This window comes from Blautia coccoides, from assembly GCF_034355335.1.
GTDB lineage: Bacteria > Bacillota > Clostridia > Lachnospirales > Lachnospiraceae > Blautia > Blautia producta.
The window spans coordinates 1,584,231-1,607,559 of the sequence record NZ_CP136422.1 but is presented as its reverse complement, the minus strand read 5'-3'; the positions used below and the strand labels follow the sequence as shown (position 1 = coordinate 1,607,559).

The window sequence follows — 23,329 nt, the reverse complement described above, 5'->3', positions numbered from 1 at the left end:
TCTTTCCATACTTATTCTTCCGCCAAAGACTGGTCCATAAACTCTGCGATCTCTCTGCAGGCATCCGCCATAGACTTGTCTTTGGCGTAAACCTCCTTTAAAATCTCATTTGCTTTGTTCTCCCAGGTGACAGTGGTCTTGGAATAGGGACGGATCACCATGTCATCCATCATATTCAGATAAGCCTTTAGGTTAAAATCAGCGGAATTGGCCCATGCGTCTGAGGTATCCTTATAAGCGGACATTGTAATTCCCAGTTCTGCCTGTTTGATCTGGGCTTCCTTTGAACCTAAATACTCTATCAGCTTCCATGCATCCTCTGTGTGTTCCCCATTTGCCGCTGCCGCCCAGCCCAGTCCGTTGTAGACAGACATTCTTTTTCCTGTCTCCGCGTTCATGGGAAGCTCCACACAGTCGCAGTTCTCCGCTGTATATTCATTTTCTTTGAAATAAGCCAGCATCCAGGACCCCTGGAAGGTCATGGCAATTTTCCCGGATTGGAACAAGACGTCCTCACCATTTTCCGACATAGTTTCCAGTGTGGGCATAACCCCTGCCTGGATCCAGCTCTCCAGCATTTCCATGGCCTGGATCGTCTTGGGATCATCCCACCCAGACTTTTTCTTATCCTCCGAGATAATATAACCGCCATTGTCATAGATCATATTGTAGTAGCCCGCCTGGTTGTTGTCATTGCGCATGGCAAGACCGTACTGGCTGCCATCCTCTTTTGTGAGCTTTTTGGCTGCCTCAAACACATCATTCCAGGTCCACTCTGCTGTGGGATACTCTACGCCCGCCTCGTCAAACATCTTCTTATTATACCACAGGGCAATGGTGTCCACATCCTTTGGCACTGCGTACTGTTTGTTGTCATTGTTATATAATTTTACAATATCCTCCGGGTAATTGGCAAGGTCAATCCTGTCACTGCTCTCGATCTTATCTGTCAGATCCAGAAGCAGTCCGTTGGTCATATAGCGTTCCGCTTCATTGGAATGCATCCAGAATACATCAGGGAGTGTACCGCCCCTGGCTCCCGCATCCAGCATAGTCCAGTATTCATCCCATTTGACCACGCCTGTCTCCGCCTTGATCCCCGTCTCCTTGGTAAAATCATCAAGGATCTTCTGCAGGCCTTTTGCCTGATTGTCATCCCATGTCATGACAGACAGTACCCCGTCACTTTTTTTCTCTGATCCGCTGCTTTCCTTCTCCTGCCCGTCCGCGTTCTGTCCGCAGGCTGCCAATACTGCCGCTGCTGCCGATGCCAGTAAAATGGCACTCATTCTTTTTAATCTCATACCTTATCTCCTTTTTTGCTGTGAACTTACTGCTGTAAACTTACAGGTGTTCCGGAACCCTCTGTTTGTTTTATTATAAGAAATCCGAAGCAGCGATAAAATAGAGTAATGTATGAGACTCATAACCTAATGTGTCTTTTTCTTTTCATTTTTCTATATTACTCGGTGTAATTGATCCTTGTTACCAGGGAATCTCTGTTCTGCGATCTCAGACAGATATATGTGATCAGCATTGGTACAAACAGCATGCACAGGGCATAGATCCCGTATTCCACCAAAGGAAATTGAAAGTGCATATAAGCGGCACCCGCATATTTTCTCAGTGCCCACACAATGCCAAAACCGGCCAGTCCTCCTGCCGTCAGGGTAATGATCAGATTTGGAACAGCCAGGTAAATATTCTCAATGCAGAGCATTTTCACAATCTGTCTTCTCTCCATCCCAATGGATTCCAGCATGGCAAATTCTCTCCTTCTTGCCGTTATGCTGCTGATACTGGTGTTGATCATATTAAAAATACTGAAGATAATGATAAAGATAGTAAGCCCGTAAACCTGTGTATTTAAGGCCTTTGTCTGTGCCGCATCGTCTATTTTTTTCTCCCTGAGAGTCTGCAGCCTAAGATTTTTATAGTCATCCAGTATGTTCAGGATATCCTCCTCGACAGCCTCTGCATTATTCCCATACTCCTCTGCTGTCACGTAAAAAGCTGAAGTTTTATTCATTTCCGGCCACATCTCTTCCATTACTTTTCCTGAAATATAAATACCGTCTTCCAGATTCCTGTCATCATCTGCACGCTCTTTTACCCCAACGATCTGCACAGTGCGCTCCCTGTTTGTGCCGTTATACCACTCCAGTTCTACCTCTTTCTCCATATCCAGAGATATTTGAAATATGGATTCTATGAGTCTGGTGTTGACGATTATGACAGAGTTCTGATCCAGCCTGTCGGTACTTCCCGCATCCAGCAGAGCATCCAGTTCTTCTCTGTTCTCCTCCGTCACCGGATAGACGTTCTCCATCAGCTCTCTACTGCCGTCCCTGATTATTGCTGAAGTGTTGATTTCTTTTTTGACCCGCTTTACATTGGGAATATTCTCCAGTTTCTGTTTTAACTCTTCACTCAGTGTTCCTTCCATCTGCCATTCTGTGATCCCATACCTCTGTGTATTGCCATGTGCATCGTACGCATAATCCACAATATATTCCCAGTCTTCAAAGTCTCCCGCTCTGGAATATTCCTCAGCGTCCCACGCTGCCATATAGGCAGCACCTGTCATAAACAAGATACCCCCTATGGCCAATGACACCGTGGTCAAAACGCCCTTTTTCCCGTTGTTGTTCCAGACACTTTTCGCCATAGTTCGCGCTGTCAGTTTCCTGTGCGGCCTGTCTTTTTCCTCTCTGCTTTTTTCATCCCCGGTGTATCTCACTGCTTCCACAGGCGAAATATTTCCCGCCATCTTAGCCGGCTTACTCACAGAAAAGAGTACAGTGAGCACCCCAAAGGCGGCTGACATACATACTGTCAGGAAAAGTCCTGCCCCAGTAAAGCCCCCGGGCCTGATAAAATACGCAGACACAATGCCTATGAGAATCCCGGTAGGAATCCCAATGCCGCTGAGCATAAACCCCTCACTGAAGATCATCCTGTTTATCTGCTTTTTTGTCATGCCGATGGTTCTGAGCTGCCCGATCTGATGGATCCTGCCTGTCACAGACAGGTAAAAAATACTGTATATGACAACTACAGCGGCAAATAATATGATAAGCCCCACAACTCCGATCAAAAGCACAGCACTGGTTTTCTGGAGGGAATACTCAAAATTTCCGTTTATATTAACCTGGTTTCTATCGATCTCATATTTGACGGCAAGATTATTTACCACACCCGAAAACTCCGATATCTGCATATCCCCTGCGTCCACAATTTTAACCAGGGCTGTATAGGGAATATCCCTGAGCGCCCTACTGTTGTCCGCATAGGCTTTCGAGACATAGACAGGATATCTGCTCAGCTCCTGATCCCGCTCCAATATGCCGCAGACCACAAAGCTTTCCCTCCCCCCGTCTGCAAAGGAGAGTTCCAGTTCTGTCCCTGTCTTCTCATCTTTCCCCAAAGCTTTTAGAAGCTGTCTGTCCACAGCAATTTCATTTTCCAGCTCCGGAACCTTTCCTTCCGCAGGAGTATAGGTAACGATTCCGCTGCTGTGGCTTTCTATATAAAACGGATACAGCTTCACTCCATCTTCCTTGACTTCACTACCCTCTTTATAGGGAACCATCATCTCTGTCTGCTCATCCTCTGACAGACCCTGCATCTGCTGCTCTGTGATATTCATATACATGACATGCTGCATGGTGTCCAATATCTTTTGTTTTTCCGTTTCCGCAGATTTTTGTACCATAGCCAGACCGCTTATCAGACTGACAGCCAAAATGATGGTCAGGACAGTAAAGAAACTATACAGTCTGTTTCCCAGTAAATTGCTCTTTGCAGTTCTCCATACAACCCTTCTGTTATTATTTTTATCAATATTCATGAAGACCACCCGCTCTCAACAATCTTTCCATCTTCGATCCGGATGGTTCTGTCAGCCACTTGGGCGATCTCCTCATTATGGGTGATCATCACAAGTGTCTGATGGAATCTTCTGCTGGCTGCCTGAAACAGTCCGAGCACCTCCTGGCTTGTCTGGGAATCCAGATTTCCTGTGGGTTCGTCCGCCAGAATGATGGCCGGTTTTGTAACCAGTGCCCTGGCAATGGCTGCCCTCTGCTGCTGTCCTCCGGAAAGCTTTCCCGGTTTCCTCTTCAGTTTGTCCTCAAGACCCAGGACTGTTACAATCTCCTTCAGGTATTTGTCATCTGCACTGCGTCCATCCAGTTCTACCGGAAGGACAATATTGTCATAGATGTTCAGATTAGGCATCAGATTGAAATTCTGAAAAACAAATCCGATCTTACGCCGCCTGAAAATGGTCAGTTCATTGCTGTCAAGCCCGCTCAGCTCCTGCCCGTCTACCATCACACTTCCCCCTGTGGGACAGTCCAGACCGCCCAGCATGTGCAGAAGCGTACTCTTACCCGAACCGGACCGGCCTACAATGGCAGTGAAACTCCCCTGCTCTATTTCCATATTGATACCATCGAGAGCTTTCACCAGAAGCGGCTCTTTTCCATAATACTTCGTGAGATTTCTTGTCTGTAATATATTCATACTGTGTTCCCCTTTCCTGTGATACTTTCATTATAGCCGTCCATTCTCTCAATCCCGTACCAATATTCTGCATCAATCGTACCAATTTCGATACAAAACAAAAGGCGGCATTACGCCGCCCTTCTTGGAAGAAACACTTCAAATTCTGTTCCGTATCCCGCTTTTGACCTTACCTTTATGTATCCCCCCTGCAGGGTGATGATCTGCCGGGCCAGATATAATCCGATTCCCAACCCCTCCGTTTTCGCCGCCTTTGCCTCCCGGTAAAATCTCTGGAAAATCTGGTTGTAATGCCCGGAATCTATGCCGATCCCGGTATCACTGACAGAAATCACAATATACATTTCCAGATTCCGTGCGCTTACAATTATTTTACCGCCGCTTTCCGTATATTTCACTGCATTATCCAGAATATTTCCCAGAGCTTCCGCAGTCCATTTGCTGTCATGACAAACCTCAAGCGTTTCCCTGACATTTACCTGCAGTTCAATCCCTTTCTCCTTTGCCCTGGACGCAACCGTGTCAATCGCCTGGGAAACAGTCCGGTTCACCTTGCAGTGATCGGGATGCATATGCATCATCCTGCTCTCAAGACGTGACATTTTAGACAGGGCATCAATGAGAAATTCCAGTTTGCCGATCTGCTGCACTATGACCTGAACAAACTGCCGCACCTCTTCCCCTGACAGTTCCTCCTCGCAGAGTGTATCCCCATACATTTTTATGTTCGTTACCGGTGTTTTCAACTGATGCGTAATGTCAGATACTAACTGCTGGGTCTCTGCCTTTTCTTTCTCCGCAGCGCTGGCCTTATACCCCAGGATCTCTCCTGTTTTCTTAAGTTCCATGACCATCTTGGAGGTCAGCGTCTCCTGATTCTGCACTTCCGAGCACGGATTGCCCTCCATGATCTGTTGGGCATAACGGCATACATCCCCGGAATATCTTACATACTGATTTCTGAAATACAGGAAGCTGCCCATACCGGCTGCCCATAGCCCCCATAGCACAGCACACAAGATAACCTTTGCGGAAAAGGATACCGGCTGCACAAAGAGAAAAATACTTCCCCCGCATACTGCCAGAAAATGAAAAGCTATGAGAAAGAGTCGTATGATTTTTTTCATATTACCTGCTGCCTCCCACCCATTCATACCCCATGCCGTACACGGTTTTTATACAGTTGTTCTCCCCGTCCTCCAGCTTTCCTCTCAACCTGCTGATATTTAATGTGAGTGCATGGTCATTGACATAATTTCCCCTGTCATCCCAGACTTTTTCAAGAAGAAGCTCCTTTGAAAGGATCCTGTTTGGATTTCTGCAGAATAACTCCAGCAGATTAAATTCCGTAGGTGTCAGAGTCAGCATCCGCCCGTCTTTGCTGACTGTTCTTCTCTCAAAATCCACTATCAGATTTTTACAGACATATATTTTGGAGTCCTTATCCGCCCTGGCACATCTTCGCAGAATGGTCTGTATTTTTTCCACTACCACACGGATGCTGAAGGGTTTTGTGATGTAATCGTCTGCCCCTAACTGCAGTCCCTGTATCACATCGTTATCCAGATTGTGGGCAGTCAGAAAAACAAAGGCAGCGGACTGTTTTGTGAGCACCTTCCGGGCAAAATCAAAACCGTTTCCATCCGGCAGATTCACATCCAGAAGGATCAGATCCGGTTCATGCCCCTTTAAATATTCCTCCGCCTCCGCCAGCGAATACGCAGGCTCCACCTCAATTTCCTTTCTCTGCAGGTGAAAGCAAAGACCTGCGTTTAATATCTCATCATCCTCAATAATCAATACTCTGCTCATATCCGTCCACTGCCCCGTTCTTACTCTTTTTTGTATATTTTTGATGTTTAGTCTATATATAGATATTCCTGCTTTTGGTTCTCTTCCGGTATCGGTGCGGCATCCTGAAAGGTAACAATGTACTGCTGTTTTTTACAGACTGCTCCTGGTGATATCCCTCACCCAGTTATATTTTTTATAATGTCTGTAAACAGCCGGAAGCTTTATGATCTCATCCAGATTAATGATGAAATACACAGCCAAAATTGGTATTTTAAAATAAAATGCAGTCAGCAGCCCAAGCGGAACTGTCACCGCCCACATGGTAACCGCGTCGCAGAAAAGGCCGAATCTGGAATCTCCCCCTGCGCAGAAAATGCCGGCGATCACAGTGGAATTCACAGACTTTCCTATGAGATAATACGTGCACATAAAGAGCATTCCCTTCAGATATCCGTGAGCCGTTGGACTCAAATTGGAAAAGCCCAGGATCAGAGGACTTAGCCCAAGAAGCAGAAGACCTGACAGAGCGCCCATGAGGATGGAAAGCCGGCAGAGCCTGTCTCCGTAATCCTTTGCACCGGACAGGTTTCCCTTTCCCAGCTCATTTCCAACGATGATCCCGCCGCCGCTTGCAAGTCCCAGACACAGACAGGCGATGAGGTTTTTCACAATATTGGCAATGGAATTGGCTGCCACCGCATCGCTGCCCAAATGTCCCATGATAACAGAATACATGGTAAATCCGCATCCCCATATCAGTTCATTTCCCAGCACAGGAAGTGTATAATGAAAGAAATCCCGCTTCAGATCCCCGTCAGAGTGAAACAGATATCTCACGTGCAGTTTTACCCTTCCGTGCCGCAAAGACTCCGCAAATGCCCAGGCCAGCTCCAGCACTCTTGACAGCACAGTTGCCAGAGCTGCCCCTGCAATACCCATGGCTGGAATCTTCCAGACTCCGAAAATAAAGACTGCGTTCAGTACAATATTCGTCACCATGGAAACAGAGCCGATCACCGTGCTCTTTAGGGTATTGCCACTGTTTTTCATAATACACAGATAAATCTGGGAAATACCCATCAGCAGGTAGGACACACCCACGATACGCAGATATTCCGCTCCCTGTGCCGTCAGCTCTGCATCCGGAGTAAAAATCCCCATAAGTGTTTCCGGCATAAACAAGGTTCCCAGAAAGAAAACCAGGGATATGGCAGAAGAAAACCTCAGCGCAATGGCAAGGATTTTCTCCACAGACACCTTATCCCCTTTCCCCCAATACTGGGCTGCCAGGATGGTGGTTCCGATGGTCAGTGCCGCCAGAAACAGACTCAGGACAAACTGTATCTGTCCTGCAAGGGAAACTGCCGACAAGGCCTCCTGACTGATGACTCCCAGCATTATGGCATCTGAGGCACTCACTGCCGCTGTCATAAAGTTCTGGAAAGCAATGGGAAGTACCAGGGTAAACAATTTTTTATAAAAGATTCCTCTGTCACTCACCGTTTTCCATTGCCTCTATCTCAGCCCATGATTCCGGGTCAAATTCTCTGTCTTTGTAATAGTATTTCTTATCTGCGTCTGTGATCTCACGTATCACACGGCAGGGATTCCCCGCAGCCACCACATTGGCGGGAATATCTTTTGTCACCACGCTGCCCGCGCCGATCACAACATTATCCCCTATGGTCACACCCGGGGTAATGACTACATTTCCTCCGATCCAAACATTATTACCGATGGATACGGGAATTCCGTACTCATATCCTGACTGTCTGGATACAGGATGCACCGGGTGTCCTGCTGTATAGATGGATACATTCGGCGCAAACAAAACGTTTTCTCCTATTGTGACCTTTGCCACATCCAGTATGGTACAGTTATAATTCGCAAAAAATCCCTTGCCCACCTGGATATGGAAGCCGTAATCGCAGTAAAACGGAGGCATTATGGAAACATTTTCCTCCGCGCCGTCTACGATCCGTCCGGCCAGTCTTCCCAGGGTCTCAAAATCTGAGGGGTCAGTGGTGTTAAATTCTCTCAAAAGTCTTCTTGTGACCTTCTGCTGTTCAAATACAGCATCATCTGATATGTAGGGAAGTCCGGCGTCCCTGCGCGTAATATTATCCATCTCTTTTCTCCTTCACAAACAAGTATTTTCATGTATAATAATAGTGTATTGATCAGGTGTATTCTATCAAAATATGCCCTTATCCTATAACAATCGTATTTTTGAAGGAGGTTTTATGAACGGAGTAAGCATTTTAAAAGACGCCTCGGAAATTGTCCATTATAACACCCCCAATATCCCCCTGTACCTGAAAGACCGGTGGCTCTCCTCCTACACCAATATGGAAGCACTCTGCCACTGGCATGAGGATATCGAATATATGAAAGCACTGAAAGGACATATGGTCTATTATGTGAATGGAGAAAAACTGACCATTCACGAAAATGACGCACTGATCGTAAACACCCGTCAGATGCACTACGGGTTCTCAGATGACAAAACAGACTGCTATTTTGCCTGTATTGTTTTCCGCCTTCATCTGCTCTGCACCAATCAATTTCTTTTACCGAAAATCCCCATATTTTCATAAGAAGAATCTGTAATATTTTCTTATCCGTATCCAACAGTGTATGTAAAAGCTGTTCATTCTCCAGACTGTCAAACAACTGTTGAATCGTCTGTACCATTGGATAGGTCTCTGGCTGTGTCCCGGTATTTAATTTCTCCTGACTTGGACTTAAGTGTTCCCGATATCTGCGTTCTTCCTTAAAATCTTCCCAATCCATCTGCCTGAGCTCTTGGATGGATTCTTCGTTCATTCCGAGCTGTCGAAGTTTTTTCTCTTCTGCTTCTTTCCATTTCCGCCATTTTTTCTCTGCTTTTGCTTTATTAAAAGTCAACCTTTCTTAACCTCCGATCTGAATTTTTGAAATCAAATCGGAGTGGGCGGTGACCTGACTTTCTCACACGAAAAAGACCATACTGGCCAAATTTCTGTCCACAAAAAGAAAAGTGCCGCAATCCTATTTTGAATTACGGCACCTCCAAACACTCGATATAAAATTAGGTTTTCATCCTTCGCAGTTCTTTCCAGCACATATACTGCTCCTTTATGTCATGGAATGAGATTCCCTTTTTACATGAAGAGACAGTATATATAATTAAACTTTCAGTAAAATGTTATTTGCCTATTATGCAACTATAAGTTTCAGATATTTGATACCGCATTTTTCTGCCAAAAGCAATTGATATTTTACTGACGTAGGCCTGAATCTAAAATATCCATCAGGCACAAAAAAGTAAAATGTAGAAAGTTTAGTATCTGTAGACGCTTTGTTACAATTGATAACAGATGCCCTCTATACTTCTCCATTCATTTGGTACACGCCTGTATAACCGCTGGTTTTGTTGCTTCGAAGTCCCTTCTTGACAGTTTCCAGAATATGAGTTCATAACCTACTCATGCAGACCGTCCAATCTCAAATTTCCATTCGAACGTTTTGCTCATCTCTATTATAGGCATAGAACTGACAGTAACTTGTCATCCGGTAGAATCGAGTCGGCTTTGGATGAGATAAGTTTACGGGCTACGTTATACACCATTCATTGATGCCTTAACGGATAACCGACACAAATAACATTGTAAGGTTGCCGCTATACAACCCCGCCACTCACCTCCACGTGTTCTGTAGTGTGTCAGTCTTATAGGAAAATAATATCAAAACTGTCTGCACTTTTTTTCTTTCAGAAATGGTGCTGGCATGTCCGTTTTTGAATCTGACCGGTATCTGTGTTCGTAGGCTGGACTTACCCCTGCAATAATGAGAGTGCCAACAAAAAACACCCGGTGTTCCAAAGCGGGACAATATCTGAAACCTCTTTCATCCAATGTGCACTTACCGCTGTAAAAAACTTGATACAGCCACTATTGTCTTTTGATCACGACCAGCTGCCAGGGCCATTCCTAAAACCGAACACAGGCTTTTCATGACTGTCTTTTTCTTAGAATTGCTTCCCTCCGAATCTTATATATTACTAAACTCACAACAACTCCTGCACTGATAAAAAGAAGCATTCCATATACGCAGAAAGCTGATTTATCCCCCGTCTTCACTATTTCAGGAGATTTGGGAGTTTCTTTCGGCGGCTCCGGTGTTTTTCTTTCGCTTTTGGGTTCTATTGTCACCTGATATGTTACCTCTCCATCTATCTCTGCCGGTATACTGATCAGGGATGGTACAGATATGAATACGACCTGATTTCTATACACGAATTGCCCTGTTTGGGCAGACATATAAAATCCCTCTCTCAGTTCGTCATACACTGCCATTCCCGATTCATCCGTCTTTTTTAGAGTTCCTGGTATCCGCTGCTCCATCGCATAGCTCCACAATTTCTCAGCCTGCGCTCTTCTTCCTGATGCGGTATTATCCTTCAGAGACACACCCGAATCCTCGAATTCTTCGGTAAGCACCCATTCTCCGTCCTTCATTGTCCCAACCTGATATAAGACAAATTCCGCACCTGCCAGTGGAATCTCCTTATCTCCCTGATCCTGCCCGGAATACTTAATACAGATAGAACCTGTATCTGCAGCTGCTGCCTCGATATTTCCCACGGCTACTATGCATATCAACAATACTGCTGCTCCCGCTATGGCACGTACGATTCCATATCTTAATCTATTATCTGCCATTCCTTTTCCTCCTGCTTTTTTTCTTTCTGCCACTCTTAGGTCTGCCATAGATTCCAACTATTATCAAAACAGCTACTGCCAGAAAAGCTGTAAGAATCAACATTCCCTCCCGATGAAACACCTCCGTTTCCATCGTTCTATCCGGCTCTTTCTTAAGTGCTTCTTCATAAGGAACACGATGTCCTCGCACCAAAAGACGATGTGTATTGACTGCATAGGGTGTGCAGGTTATAAGTGTCACATAGTCTTCTCCATCTACAATGTCCAATGCCTCCGTCTCCTCCGGCAGTACAGTCGTGATCTGATCTATCTTATATGCAAGTTTTTTATCCATGATCGTGATATAGAACAGATCTCCGCATTTCAATCGGTCAAGATCTGTAAAGAGTCTGGCACTTGGCAGCCCCCGATGTGCTGCCAGTACCGCATGAGTTCCCGTTCCTCCTACCGGAAGACTTGTGCCGTGCAGATGTCCGCACCCATTCTTCAGTTCTGCTTCTCCGGTTCCGTGATAAATAGGGAGTTTCACATCTACAGAGGGGATGGCAATACTTCCCATTATGCCGTTGTCATCTGGATTCAAGAGATTCTCATATTCCTCACCTGACACATCTTCATCTTCCGCAAATGCATCTGTCACAACATTTGTCACATGACTGTTATTATATTCCTGCGCTTTCCTCCATATCTGCTCACGCTCATCTTCCGAAAGGCTTCTTACACCATCTGTATATTCTGTCATCAACAGACTGTTCCGATATTGATTCCACATATTACTGAAACTGGGATACAAAAGAAATCCCGCTCCTGCAAAGAAGAATAATATAAGCAGAAAGTCTACCTTTCTTTTACCTTTTCTTTTTCTTCTTTTCTCCATACTTTTTCCCAAACCCGTCCGGAAGTATCCTGCACACAACAACTGCTATTCCGACTCCGGCTATGATACAAAGCATATGAATCCACACAGAAGAGCTGATCCTTGGCCTTACATTTTGCAGGGTCTCCATATATTCTTCTTCGTCATAAGGGATACGACATCCCCGTACCAGAAGGCGGTGTGTATTGACTGCATAAGGAGTACAGGTGATAAGAGTTACATAATCTTTCCCTTCCTCTATTGCAAGCGCTTCTGTCTCTTTTGGTTCTACCACCTGTATCTCATCCACTTCATAGGCAAGAACTTCATCGTATACCTTTATATAAAATGTATCTCCCTTTTTCAACAGATTCAAATCTGTAAAAAGTTTGCTGTTTGGGAGACCTCGATGAGCAGACAAAACACAATGAGTACTCTCCCCTCCGATCGGAAGAGAGCTTCCAAAGAGATGTCCCACTCCCTTTTGCAGTACTTCATCCGTCGTATAGTGATAGACAGGCAGCTTGATATCAATTGCCGGAATCTCTATACTTCCCATAATTCCGTTGTTGCTTACATTCAAAAGATTTTCATAATCAGCATCTTTTACATTGTCTCTTACCGAAAATGCATCCGGCACTTTAGAGCCTGTCAGCGTCTGATTGTACTGTCTGACTGCCTCTACCTCTTCGCTAACTCCCTCTTGTTCTTCTGCCATGTAATCATATGTTGTGATTAGCTGCTGAAAACGCTTCTCATTCCATCGATTGCTGATCGTCGGATATAATACAGTCAATAATCCACCCATGAAAAGCAAGATGAATCCTGCATTTTTCACAAATCTTTTCATAAACTACTCCATGTTGTCATTTTCGCCCCCGGCTTATACCGGGGGCGAATTCAATAACCTATATTAACCACGTTTTCTTCTGAAGATTAACATGCCTGCAGCCACTGCCATAATGAATACGCCGACAATGGTAAAGAGATAAGTTCCCATTCCTCCTGTGGATGGAAGTTCTCCTATCGTTGTATTTTTGAAAACTGAAGTACCTTCCACTGTTTTGGTAATTTCCTTCACTGTGCCATCTCCATTGTATGTCGCTGCATAAGTACTGGTCGCCTGGCCATCAATCGTAACCGTATGTGACTTCAGCGTTCCATCCGTATTATACTCCGCGGTGATGACAACTGTATGTTCCGTCGCATCCACTTTAAATCCTGACGGTGCTTTTGTCTCCTTCAAAACATAGCTTCCCGCATCCAGACCTATGAATTCAAGATGTCCTGTCGTACTTGACTTCGCAGTACCTACCACGGTCTTGCCGTCAGCCTTGTAGAGAGTAAACTCCGCACCATCCAATGCACCGGTAATTCCTTCTGTGTACTCTTCATCTGTATATGTCTTCTGTGTATATTCGTTGGCATTTACTTTAATAATCTCATGAGTCTTTGTGATTGTAGTCAGCCCACTCTTTCCTGTCAGAGCTGAATCAATACCGAAGGTATAATGGTATGTCTTATCTGTCTTACTGCTGGTAGTTCCATCGAACTTTGTAGAATAATCCAGTGTGACCGTATTCGTATCCGCATCATATCCGCTGACTGCCTTCTCATTAAGGGTTGCACTATATGTAACTTCAACATGAGACTGACCATGATTTCTAATATAGTTTTCTGCAAAAACAATCTCATATCCCTGACCCGACGGAGTAACTGTACATGCATCTGTCCCCGTATCTCCATTGTCTACCTTCACCACTATAGAATCTTGCTTCAGCGTAAGTCCCGCACTCAATGTATCTGTAAGCTTATATACTACCTTTGTATATTCTGATCCATAGGAAGGGATCTGACTTTTGACTACAAAGTTCACTGTATCGCCGACAGCTTTGTCATCACCTTTTACTTCCTTCCCCTCACCATTTACAATTCCTTTTGTAACTGTTGGCTCTGTAGCCTTTGCAACCGTCTGACCTTCGGCAAGTGTCCAATTATCAGTTCCTGAAACAGAACCGTCATTTAAGGTATTATTCTTATACGCTGCACTTACGATCATCGGGTTATATACCTTCGCAAGGCTTTTTCCATTGCCTTCCACCAGAACCATCCATGTCCCGGCCCCTACTGTTGCCTGATAATCATTGCCGTTTCGTGTCATAACGATGTTGTCTGTCAACTCCGCCGTTTCCCCGGCAAGAGCAAATATCTCAGCCGCCGTCGGGTTCTGTACATTTGCGATAGAACCGCTTTTAAATGCCTCATAACCAGAATAGCCGCCTCCGGCTGTATATACCGGTTTTACAATACGATAGGCTGTCACTTTCGCTCCCGCTTCAATACCCGTTACTGTGATTGTTGCCGTGTCGCTTTCACTCGGCAGGCTTTTTGCCGCTGCGGCAACCGGCATCACCATTGTCAGTGCTAAGATTACTGCCAGTGCCAGACCGCTGATTTTTTTCATAATCTTACTCATGTTTGTTCTCTCCTTTTACTAGCTTTTAGCTGTTTTGATATTTATTTTACCGCTGAAGTATCCTCTTACCTCTGTTTTTCTTTAACAGTAAGAGTGCTGCCGCCATAAGAATGACGCCTCCAGTTGTAAACCAATAAGTTCCCATACCTCCTGCATCAGGAAGCGTGTATTCCGGCAACGCGACTACCGGCGTCTTTGCAGTTGCCTTTTTTTCGATAGAGACTTTTTGGGTTTCACCCGTCTCGGGGTCCGTATAACTTCCTTCCCCCGTGGCAGTCACCGTATTCAAATATCCGGCTGGACTTGCTGTCAATATACTCGGCTTCGCCCCGGACAGAATCTTTGCTTTAAATGTAACCGTTGTGCTTGCTCCTACCGGAAGATCGATATTATTTTGGACATTACTGCCCACAAATTCAAAATACTGCGCTGAAGTAAATACATCGCTTATATTGATTTTCAATGGGATATCTCCGGTATTGGTCAATGTCGCCCTGTACTCAATCGGTGTTATACTGCCGGCAAAAAATCCTTCCTGCCCATTTGGCGGCTGTGTAATCCTCTCCTTTTTAAGCGTATAATTCGGATTAGGAGCCAGGTAATGCACAACTTCCTCTGTCTCAAATGTTTTGCCGTCATAGATCATAGACGCACGATTACGAATAATGTTATCCTCTTTATCCGTCATACTGAAATCTTTTATGACCTCTGCACAGATACTGATTTTCACTTTGTTAGCGGTACCGGCCGGAAGCTCAAGCTGATTAAGTCTTCCCGGCCATGTTCCTTCCTGTACGACCTCATTAATTTTATATTCCTTGCCCTTTACCTCCGGCGGAAGAGCATCCACTACATCAACCAAAATATTTGTATTCCCCGGATTAGTAAGGAAAAGTATGTACCAAATGTCCTGACCTTTCTTTACATTTTTATCTGTTTGCGAACTTTTGGTTATTATCGGCGCCTTGTTTTTAACTATTCCGTGAGATTCCCCTTCTTTTGCACTTTCATATCCATCTCCATTGATCTTAATCTCTCCATTGTTAGCTTTCTGGGTGATAAGATAGACCGTAGCGTTTGGCACATAACCGGTAGGCTGAACCGTTTCTTTCATATAATAAGTCACATCTCCGGTTGAAGTTGCAAGAGGCAGAAAAGGCAATCTGATAAGACCAGTACCACGATTATAAGAGGATTTTCCTATCACATTCTGACACGCCTCATCCGAGTAAACGGTAAATACCGGATCCCTGGCTGTCATCCCCCCCGTAATCACATTCTTGTACGCATCTCCTTTATAGAAAAACTCCTTCTTGAGCTCGCCTTGCACATATACTGTATTTGTTTTTTTGGTTTTCTCATTTTCATTTTGGTATTTCGTGTGTCTGACTGCCGTATTTGGTATTTTATAAATAGCGGTAGTAGCTGTCGCGTCATTAACATCCTTATCCAGCCAATCTTTCAGGTTATAGCCTTGTTTCAGGCGTACCTTAAAGCTAAATTCATACTCATACCCGTAAAAATCGGGCGATTTTACATTTTTTGCTTGTATAATAATTTCCGCTTCCGAATTGGTTGTTGTACAGGAAAATTCATCTGTTACTGTTCCATAAAGCAACCCATCCAACGTTCTCGCTCTTACATGACAATAATCACCATCATTGTATGGCACCACTTCCAGACAATCTTCAATAATATCTCTTATCTCGAAATTTTCAAAATAATTATCCGACTGATTAAATTTAGGAATTTTCTGCGTAATCGTATAAATAAAGGTTTTCTGGTTCGTAATATCGGTGGTTGATACAGACTTGACCGGATCTTCCAACGTTATGGTATCTATCACGGAATAGGTTCCGGACAGCCCAAATGTACTTGCTACCGAAGAAAGCGTGGTGTAAGTTTTCTCCGGAACTCCGAAAGAAACGGTAAAGCTGCTTTTGTCCTTGTATGCCAGCGTGACGCAGCCGTTCGGTATATTGAGCGGACTGTCATTATCCAATCCCATTTCCGAACTTACAATCAGATTATCCTGAAGTAAATCATCCGCTGTCTTTGTATATTTCAGATGGTTCCCATTGTTCCTCGTAACAAATGCATAATCAATACCATCATCTGCTGTGAATTTCTGTCCATAATCCAGATCATACAGTGTTCCTGTTCCCCTGATCAGCACAGGATTACCACTCTGATCAAAGAATTCAAATTTAAACTGTGCCCATTCAATACCAATCGTATAGAAATCCAGCTTATTCGTTCTAAAGAACACACCGGCAGCTATATTCTGTCCATTGCAGGTATGCTGTTTGCTGGTATTTTCATAGGCAGTCAGACTCACCTTCAAGTCAATCTCTTTTCCACCATAAGCTCCCACATTGTGATAGGTCATGGAAACACCTGCCTCGGCATCAAAGCGCTCCTGCTTATTCCGATGTGATACCGGAAGGGAATAAGAATACATCTTTTCACTTAAACCACTGGCAACATCCGCATCCAACATTGCCTGGAGTACGGCATCACTTGTTTTCGTTAATTTATCGCCGACGTCAACATCCGCTTTCATCGACGCAATTGGAGAAAATGGATAATGCTCCTGAGGGTATCCCACTCCAACCTCATGCAAATTAACACTGGTTACTGCCCGCGGGGCAGCAAATAGCTTTGCTGCTTCACTCTCTGTCTCGTCCGCTGCTTCACCTGTATCTTTTTGTTCATTTGAACTATTTTCTGGTTCTTCAGACTCGCCTTCCTCGGCAGTGTCTGCTGACGGGTCCGTCAACTCCTTCTCGTCCTCTCCCGGCTGGATATTCTCTGTTCCGGCATCCGGCATCTTTGTTGTCTCGTCTGACGATTCACCTGTATCTCCCGGTTCATTTGAAATGTCTTCCGGTTCTTTAGTCTCGCCTTCTTCCGCAGTGCTTGTTGTCGAGTCCGGCATCTCCACGGTCTCCTGTCCCCCGGTTTCTGCTGCCCAGGATATCGTATCAACCGATGACATCAACAAGACGGCTGCTAACAATGCGGCTGTTCTTCGCCACCTCTTGTTCTCCTTCCTTTTTCTCTCCATAATCCTCCTCATATATAATCTCCATTAGCTCTCTCCAGCTTAAACACCGGAATTCCTTGTCTGTCATGTTCCATTTCTTCTTTTCTCTTAGGGTCGCTCCTTATGCTCCTGCCCGATTTTCTGCTCCGGGGAGGGAACCCCGTCCGGGAGGGCGGAGTGGAGCAGGTACAAAAGCTCCAGTGCGCTGCGGAAATGCGCTTTCTTCGGAGTCTTTCGCCGCATCTGAACCACTTCGCCCTGCCAGCTGCCGTGCTGGCGGTACAGGATACGGATGCGGAATACTGCGCATCCCTTTGGAAACTTCGGTATATCCGCCGGTTCCGGACGTTTGGGAAGGTACGGATCCGGCCTCCCCTCCAGCCACGCTTGATGCCGGACTTTGCCCTCTGCCCGACGGCGATCTGTATCTTCCGGATCAAAGCTGCGACACTCCATACCTGCATGTGGATGACGCCGCCGGTCCATCTGCCGGTCCATCCACAGCAGAGCCTCGTCCAGGCTGCCCCAATCCTCGGTCTCACAGGATACAAGGTCAAACAGCTTAACACCATATGGTTTCCCGCCCTGTATATCCAGCCCCAGCAGATAATCTGCATCGTGAGAGTGTACTGTTACCTTATCTAATATATCCTCGCAGGTGTTCATAGTTTCCATTGCCATTTCTTCGCCTTTCTTTCCGTTTCTATGGTTTGTCGGAGATAATCCCCCACCTTCGGCCTGGGTTATCGTCGGGGGCTCCCTTTGCCTCCTGGAGAAACCTTTTACAGAATTCCGAATCCGGGGTGGAGCAGATCATCTCGCCCGCGTTAAAGCGTTCCATAATAAATGCCAGGCTCTCATAGAGTTTCTTCATGACCATTTTCTCCCGAACCATATCCATTGTTCGTTCCTTTCTTTAATATTTGTTGTTCTGCATGGACAGCTTTTTCATCCCGGCCAGCCGAATGTATCTTGTTCCTTTTCCACCAGCCGCTCGTACATCTGTCTTTCAAAAGCGCCACGTTCTGTCAGATGTCTTCCCTCGTCTGCCTGCACAGATGGATCAGACACTGGGGCGTACATTTTTTCTCCTCTACCTGGTCCTCCAGACTGAAATTCCGGATATACCGATAGATGTGGGAACGATCTAGGAGGGATTAGTTTCTCGACACAAACACCGGCTCGTGGAAACAGCCACTCCGATCTGCATAGTTCAGCAGTTCTTCCCGCCCGCACCAATCCAAGAACATGTTGGCGGCGCTACAGTACAGTTCTATGGAGCCGTTCACAAAATCACCGGATTCTGCAAGATCCCGCTTCCATGCGTTGATGACCCCGGTGCGGATGGTCTTTCCATCCGGGAGGTACTCGTAAAGTCAGTTCAGGCAACACCGGTAGGCGTCCTGCGTCTGACACCCCCCGCTTCTCCGGATCTGCCTTTTCCCACGTTTCCCGGGTCTGTGCTACCATTTGAGACATTACGGAATCCCTCCTTCCTCCCAGATGCGCTTCCTTATAGCTGTGTTTCAATCAAATAATAAAATAATAAACGTTCTGTTGTTATGGGAACCGTTAGAAACCTTATGCGGGTTTTTACCCAGGCAAAAGAAGTCAGATACTTATCTATATATCGCCGACAAGAGCAGACAAACCATCCTCCGCACTACCTGCGGAGGAAAATGGACGCAAAAATCCGCCCTCCAGTCATATTCCCCAAAATGGTATCCAGGAGGGTTGGCTTTCTGCGCCCTAAAGCCAGGATTTGCCCCGAAATTTTGGTAAAAAATCAAATCGGTATATTGACTGCGAGGGGCTGGACATTTATAATGAAGTATGTACTAAGTAGGCGTGCCCTTATGTAGCCTATCTGGTTTATGACAAAACGTTTAATGCGTGGCTTTACAGGCTGCGCTTTTTTATTCCATCAGGACAAGGGACATCCGGTCGAGCTGCCGTTGGTGTTCTCGGCTGGTGGTGATGATGTAGATCCGGGTGGTGTTGATACTACTGTGACCCAAAATATCCGCCAGCTTGGCAATGTCGTGGTCAATGGAGTAGAACTTCCTGGCAAATAGATGGCGCAGGTTGTGGGGAAATACCTTCTTCGGGTCCACCCCGGCGCTCTCGCAGAGGTTCTTCATCATCCGCCAGATATTAGAACGGTCCAGAGGTTGCCCGGTTCTAGACACAAACACTGGGCCTCTCTGGATATGCTGCGTCCTGATAAATTTCCGCAGTAACTTGCACAGCTTGCCGGGAAGCAGGATAGTGCGGTTCTTACCCTTGAGCCGGACGTGGGCTTCACCGGTCTCCACCGCCTCCACGGTGATAAACTTCAGCTCCGAGACCCGGATGCCCGTGGCGCAAATGGTCTGGATCAGGAATGCCAGCTTTTCATTCCCCTGATCCTTTGCCGCTTTCACCAGCCTTTCATATTCAGCCTGGGTCAGCTCTTTCTCCTGGGAGCAGTATGCCTGCCGCTGAATCTTCAGCTGCTTAACTTTCAGTTCCAGCCGATCCAGAAAGGTGAAGAAGCTGTTCAGCGCTGCCAGCTTCACATTCACCGTGGCAGGCTTATACTCGTCCTTCAGCTTGTTCTTATAGCGAATCACCACTTCCTTGGTGATTTTCTCCCCAGTCCATTCCAGGAACGAGAGTGCCTCCCGTTTATACTGGATGATGGTAGCGCCGCAGCGCTCCGCCAGTTCCAAACTTTCCAGGTAATCGTCCATTCGTTCACGCATTTCTATATTTTTCATGATGATTTCCTCCTTTAGCGTGTCCCTTCTGTGAGGGGTGCTTTTCATTATCTCATTTGACATAACCCCGGTAAATAGATGCGGAATGTTTTTTCTTGCCCTAACTTTAGCAGAAGGAAACACAGCCTCTATTTTCAGGGCTGTCCGTCTCTTTCTTTCAATTTCCATAGAAATGCAGAAAGCGCTCCCACAGGTTGGTTTCCCGGTCTTAGTCAGGGTAAGGCTTCCTACCTGTTCATCATTTGGCTGTTCCACTTCCACAATGATGGCTCCGGTATCGGGATCGATCTGGTGTGCGGTATTGGAGGATATGGTGATCACAATACTGTCTTTTGGATTCTCCTGATAGATTCCCTGATTAGAAAGTTCCAGTACCGGGATGGTCGTGTCATTGTCTACTAAGGACATTTCATTTCCCTGTCTTACGAATCCTTCCGGTGCTTTTACTTCTTCGATACGGTATGCAGAACATTTGAGTTCCTCCGGTGTTACCAGATACCCCTCTTCATTGGTCGTAAAGACACTGATCTTTTCCTTTTTCGGATACTGTATCACCTGCTCTACATATTCCTCTTTTTCCATGTCATAAATCTTATAGGATGCTCCGGCTTTCAAAACGGTATTTCCAGTCTGGGCATCTTTCTTTATAATCTTTAACAGAAATTCAAACGGGCGGTCATCAAAGATCCGCCACTGCATTGGCTCTCTGCGGTCCTCATCCACACGGACAAGGAATGGATCTATGGCTTTTAAGTTCTCTGGAACAGCACTTTCCTCTACAACATAAAGACCATACGGAAGTTCCGGGCTGATGGTATAACCTTTGGAATCTGTGATAAGCTCCGGAATTGGAACTGCCTTTCCATCCGTATAAGTTACAGCCACCTGCTCGTTACTAAAATCATATCCACGGAAATCTTCTGCTGTGAACTGCTCCCCATTGGACGGCTTTAATTCCCCGCTCTGAACCTTAGACAGGCTGCTCACCAGATAAACCTTAAATCCGGCACCTGCTACAAGATCGGTTTCTGTCTGTTCTCCGTCCTCACTGATCTTAATGAGCTGGAATGCCTGTTTCTTCACCTGCTCTTTTACCGTTAAGTCACGGGTAACCTCTGTCACCTTCTGTCCTTCATAGGAAAGCGTGGCATCGTATTTTGTCCCATCGACTGTATATCCTTCCGGCGGTGTAATCTCTTTTACATACATCTGTGCCAGATACAATTCGGAGAAATCCAGTGTACCATCTGCTTTGATGACTCCCTGAGCAATAAGGCTATCTTTTTTGAACACAACCCCTGTTTTCCCATCCGGGTGGACAATATCTTCATTTGCATACAAACTATAAACAGCTCCTGCCAATGCGCTGTCACCCTGTGGAAGAAAATCCTGTGTTTCCTTATCAATATTTTTAATATGCACAATTCCCGTCACTCTGTCATCGGTTGTCGTAATACTGACAGTCTTTCCTGCAACCACATCTACTTTATGAACATCTGTACTTTCTGCATACATATCTGGCGCTTTGATCTCTTTAACATATACTGTCTTTAATGCAGCCTCAAAGTAATCGCTCACTGCTTTGCCATCTTCTCCGGTCACAGGCATCTCCATTAACAGATGCTCACATTTGCTGTCCGTATAGATTCCGTATACTGCACCATCCAGCGGATTCTTGGTCTTTGCATCTTTTTTAGTGAGCTCGATCCTTGTCATCTCCAGCCATTTTACTTCAAAACTGACCGGGTTGGCACGTTCTGATTCAAACACACCAATATCTTGGTCAGCGTTTCCGATTGTGAGTACCAGCGTTCTCCATGTCTCTCCTACGGAACCATGAAGCTGACCGGATGCATAAGTTCCGGTATGGAGCATATCGGCAGTCAGATAAAACGTATCTCCGCCATAGATCTTTAATTTCCCATCCGTTGCAGAGGTGCCTTTACTCGGGTTATGGATGGTCACATGCTTTGGAACGGAAACGGTCACAAAGTTTCTATGATCCCCGGATAACTTGATGTCTGGTGTTTTCTGTACATTGCCATTACAGACAGCTTTCACAGATGTCTTTGACAGAGACAGCTCTCCTTTTGGCGGTTCTTCCATTCCAAACAGATGGTTGATATATGCGATCACTCCAGCATTGACCAAGTCATCATAGTTACAGCCTGTAAATCCTGCATCCCCTGCATAAGCATAGCTGGCTGCAATGTGTGTATAGACATACTTTTCTTCTGCACTCTTTCCGGAAAGATAACTTCCTGTAATATCTCCTGCACCGCCATAGCCATAATATAAAACTTTCTGTAGGTTCTTATTGCTGTCCAGTACCTGTGCTACATAATCTCCGCTTGGCGGAGATGCTTTATGGGACTCCAGACAGTATGCCGTCTTACCGTTCACGGTAAACCAGCAGGTCAGATAATTCCCAATATAACTTGGATAATAAATGGTTTCCCCCTTCTCCAAATGAACCGATGCTCTGGCTCCTGCCACACGGTCTGCACCGGAAAACAGCACCACATTCCCGGATGCAATATCTTCTTCCAGTTCTGCCAATGCCTGTGCAGTCGTATCGTCAGAAGCAGTGATCTCTACCTCTGCGAAAGCCTGCACAGGCGAGTCCGAATCCTCTTCGGATTCTGTATCCTCTTTCTGCTTCTGTCCGCCATTTTCCTCGGTATGTGCCTGACCTTCACTATCTGTCAATACCACTTTCCGGGTAACGGTATAGCTGTCTTTTGCATCCTTCGGTACAACGAAATAAGTCGCAATATAAGTACCTGCCTGATCTGGATGATACGCACCGCCACCTTCTCTTTCAATGCTTTCCAGTGTCACATCCTCTTTCTCGGCATCATAATGGATTCCTTCCATACAGGTTTCCACCATAAATTCCTCATCGGATACCTCTTTCGTGATATCCTCTGCTGTCACCTTTCTGGTTTCTTCCTCCGACTGCGGTTCTACAGCCTCTGTTTCTGCCAACAGTTCCGTTTCCTGAAGTTCCGGTACGGGTTCTTCTGCCGCAAAAACATCCATAACACTGCTCATCGGACTGAGCCCCATTAACATGGCAAGTCCAAATACAGCAATCCTTGTCTTTAATTTTCTAATCTTCATCGTGTTCTCCTTTCTGCTCGTTTCGAGCGTCTGACATTTTTTCAC

General features: G+C 45.6%; 17 protein-coding genes. 1 reads left to right on the top strand and 16 read right to left on the bottom strand.

The features are described from left to right. Positions 1-11 precede the first annotated feature (11 nt). The 7 genes from BLCOC_RS07020 to BLCOC_RS27530 form a co-directional block, all read right to left on the bottom strand. Entirely contained in the window at positions 12-1,304 is a 1,293-nt protein-coding gene (locus BLCOC_RS07020; protein ID WP_018593878.1) for an ABC transporter substrate-binding protein, read from the bottom strand. A gap of 158 nt (positions 1,305-1,462) precedes the next feature. Then, positions 1,463-3,850, bottom strand: coding sequence for an ABC transporter permease (locus BLCOC_RS07015; RefSeq protein WP_115624842.1), 2,388 nt, complete (start codon positions 3,848-3,850; stop codon positions 1,463-1,465). Then, entirely contained in the window at positions 3,847-4,527 is a 681-nt protein-coding gene (locus tag BLCOC_RS07010) for an ABC transporter ATP-binding protein (protein ID WP_115624841.1), read from the bottom strand. Before BLCOC_RS07010 ends, BLCOC_RS07015 begins: the two co-directional genes overlap by 4 nt. A gap of 110 nt (positions 4,528-4,637) precedes the next feature. Further along, positions 4,638-5,654, bottom strand: coding sequence for a sensor histidine kinase (locus tag BLCOC_RS07005; RefSeq protein ID WP_207660202.1), 1,017 nt, complete (start codon positions 5,652-5,654; stop codon positions 4,638-4,640). A gap of 1 nt (position 5,655) precedes the next feature. Then, positions 5,656-6,339 carry a response regulator transcription factor gene (locus BLCOC_RS07000; protein WP_115624839.1) on the bottom strand — a complete coding sequence of 228 codons (684 nt, stop codon included), beginning with the start codon at positions 6,337-6,339 and terminating at the stop codon, positions 5,656-5,658. Positions 6,340-6,471: 132 nt separating this feature from the next. Further along, complete coding sequence (locus BLCOC_RS06995; protein ID WP_115624838.1) at positions 6,472-7,821, bottom strand: MATE family efflux transporter; 1,350 nt, start codon at positions 7,819-7,821, stop codon at positions 6,472-6,474. Then, positions 7,814-8,449, bottom strand: a complete 636-nt coding sequence (locus BLCOC_RS27530; RefSeq protein WP_115624837.1) for a sugar O-acetyltransferase — start codon at positions 8,447-8,449, stop codon at positions 7,814-7,816. The genes BLCOC_RS06995 and BLCOC_RS27530 overlap by 8 nt, the downstream gene beginning before the upstream one ends. Positions 8,450-8,564: 115 nt before the next feature. On the opposite strand from BLCOC_RS27530, the gene BLCOC_RS06985 reads away from it, so the two are divergent. Beyond that, entirely contained in the window at positions 8,565-8,918 is a 354-nt protein-coding gene (locus BLCOC_RS06985; RefSeq protein WP_165907215.1) for a cupin domain-containing protein, read from the top strand. Positions 8,919-10,313: 1,395 nt separating this feature from the next. Here the strand turns inward: BLCOC_RS06985 and BLCOC_RS06980 are convergent. From BLCOC_RS06980 to BLCOC_RS06940, 9 genes are all read right to left on the bottom strand, one after another. Further along, positions 10,314-11,024 (bottom strand): hypothetical protein, encoded by a 711-nt coding sequence (locus BLCOC_RS06980; protein ID WP_115624835.1) that lies wholly within the window; start codon positions 11,022-11,024, stop codon positions 10,314-10,316. Then, the gene (locus BLCOC_RS06975) at positions 11,014-11,901 is read right to left on the bottom strand and encodes a class C sortase (protein ID WP_115624834.1); all 888 of its coding nucleotides are present in this window, start codon (positions 11,899-11,901) and stop codon (positions 11,014-11,016) included. Before BLCOC_RS06975 ends, BLCOC_RS06980 begins: the two co-directional genes overlap by 11 nt. Continuing rightward, positions 11,873-12,730 (bottom strand): class C sortase, encoded by an 858-nt coding sequence (locus tag BLCOC_RS06970; protein WP_115624833.1) that lies wholly within the window; start codon positions 12,728-12,730, stop codon positions 11,873-11,875. Before BLCOC_RS06970 ends, BLCOC_RS06975 begins: the two co-directional genes overlap by 29 nt. Before the next feature lie 63 nt (positions 12,731-12,793). Beyond that, entirely contained in the window at positions 12,794-14,356 is a 1,563-nt protein-coding gene (locus BLCOC_RS06965; RefSeq protein WP_115624832.1) for an isopeptide-forming domain-containing fimbrial protein, read from the bottom strand. Positions 14,357-14,402: 46 nt separating this feature from the next. Continuing rightward, the gene (locus tag BLCOC_RS06960; protein WP_165907214.1) at positions 14,403-17,294 is read right to left on the bottom strand and encodes an LPXTG cell wall anchor domain-containing protein; all 2,892 of its coding nucleotides are present in this window, start codon (positions 17,292-17,294) and stop codon (positions 14,403-14,405) included. A 216-nt stretch (positions 17,295-17,510) separates the two neighbouring features. Beyond that, positions 17,511-18,083 carry a hypothetical protein gene (locus tag BLCOC_RS06955; RefSeq protein WP_115624830.1) on the bottom strand — a complete coding sequence of 191 codons (573 nt, stop codon included), beginning with the start codon at positions 18,081-18,083 and terminating at the stop codon, positions 17,511-17,513. Positions 18,084-18,105: 22 nt separating this feature from the next. After that, positions 18,106-18,276 carry a hypothetical protein gene (locus BLCOC_RS06950; RefSeq protein ID WP_165907213.1) on the bottom strand — a complete coding sequence of 57 codons (171 nt, stop codon included), beginning with the start codon at positions 18,274-18,276 and terminating at the stop codon, positions 18,106-18,108. 74 nt (positions 18,277-18,350) lie between these two features. Next, on the bottom strand, positions 18,351-18,485 hold the full coding sequence (locus BLCOC_RS06945) for a hypothetical protein (protein ID WP_272868254.1): 135 nt from the start codon (positions 18,483-18,485) through the stop codon (positions 18,351-18,353). Between the two features lie 833 nt (positions 18,486-19,318). Then, positions 19,319-23,284: a thioester domain-containing protein gene (locus tag BLCOC_RS06940; RefSeq protein WP_242999049.1), complete on the bottom strand. Its 3,966-nt coding sequence runs from the start codon at positions 23,282-23,284 to the stop codon at positions 19,319-19,321. Positions 23,285-23,329 lie beyond the last annotated feature (45 nt).

Coding starts and splice junctions, on each gene's coding strand:
- BLCOC_RS06955 (WP_115624830.1), bottom strand. CDS start 18,083: ATGGCAATGGAAACTATGAACACCTGCGAGGATATATTAGATAAGGTA.
- BLCOC_RS06960 (WP_165907214.1), bottom strand. CDS start 17,294: ATGCCGGACTCGACAACAAGCACTGCGGAAGAAGGCGAGACTAAAGAA.
- BLCOC_RS06980 (WP_115624835.1), bottom strand. CDS start 11,024: ATGGCAGATAATAGATTAAGATATGGAATCGTACGTGCCATAGCGGGA.
- BLCOC_RS06940 (WP_242999049.1), bottom strand. CDS start 23,284: ATGAAGATTAGAAAATTAAAGACAAGGATTGCTGTATTTGGACTTGCC.
- BLCOC_RS07010 (WP_115624841.1), bottom strand. CDS start 4,527: ATGAATATATTACAGACAAGAAATCTCACGAAGTATTATGGAAAAGAG.
- BLCOC_RS07000 (WP_115624839.1), bottom strand. CDS start 6,339: ATGAGCAGAGTATTGATTATTGAGGATGATGAGATATTAAACGCAGGT.
- BLCOC_RS07005 (WP_207660202.1), bottom strand. CDS start 5,654: ATGAAAAAAATCATACGACTCTTTCTCATAGCTTTTCATTTTCTGGCA.
- BLCOC_RS07015 (WP_115624842.1), bottom strand. CDS start 3,850: ATGAATATTGATAAAAATAATAACAGAAGGGTTGTATGGAGAACTGCA.
- BLCOC_RS06945 (WP_272868254.1), bottom strand. CDS start 18,485: ATGTACGCCCCAGTGTCTGATCCATCTGTGCAGGCAGACGAGGGAAGA.
- BLCOC_RS07020 (WP_018593878.1), bottom strand. CDS start 1,304: ATGAGATTAAAAAGAATGAGTGCCATTTTACTGGCATCGGCAGCAGCG.
- BLCOC_RS06950 (WP_165907213.1), bottom strand. CDS start 18,276: ATGAAGAAACTCTATGAGAGCCTGGCATTTATTATGGAACGCTTTAAC.
- BLCOC_RS06985 (WP_165907215.1), top strand. CDS start 8,565: ATGAACGGAGTAAGCATTTTAAAAGACGCCTCGGAAATTGTCCATTAT.
- BLCOC_RS27530 (WP_115624837.1), bottom strand. CDS start 8,449: ATGGATAATATTACGCGCAGGGACGCCGGACTTCCCTACATATCAGAT.
- BLCOC_RS06975 (WP_115624834.1), bottom strand. CDS start 11,901: ATGGAGAAAAGAAGAAAAAGAAAAGGTAAAAGAAAGGTAGACTTTCTG.
- BLCOC_RS06970 (WP_115624833.1), bottom strand. CDS start 12,730: ATGAAAAGATTTGTGAAAAATGCAGGATTCATCTTGCTTTTCATGGGT.
- BLCOC_RS06965 (WP_115624832.1), bottom strand. CDS start 14,356: ATGAGTAAGATTATGAAAAAAATCAGCGGTCTGGCACTGGCAGTAATC.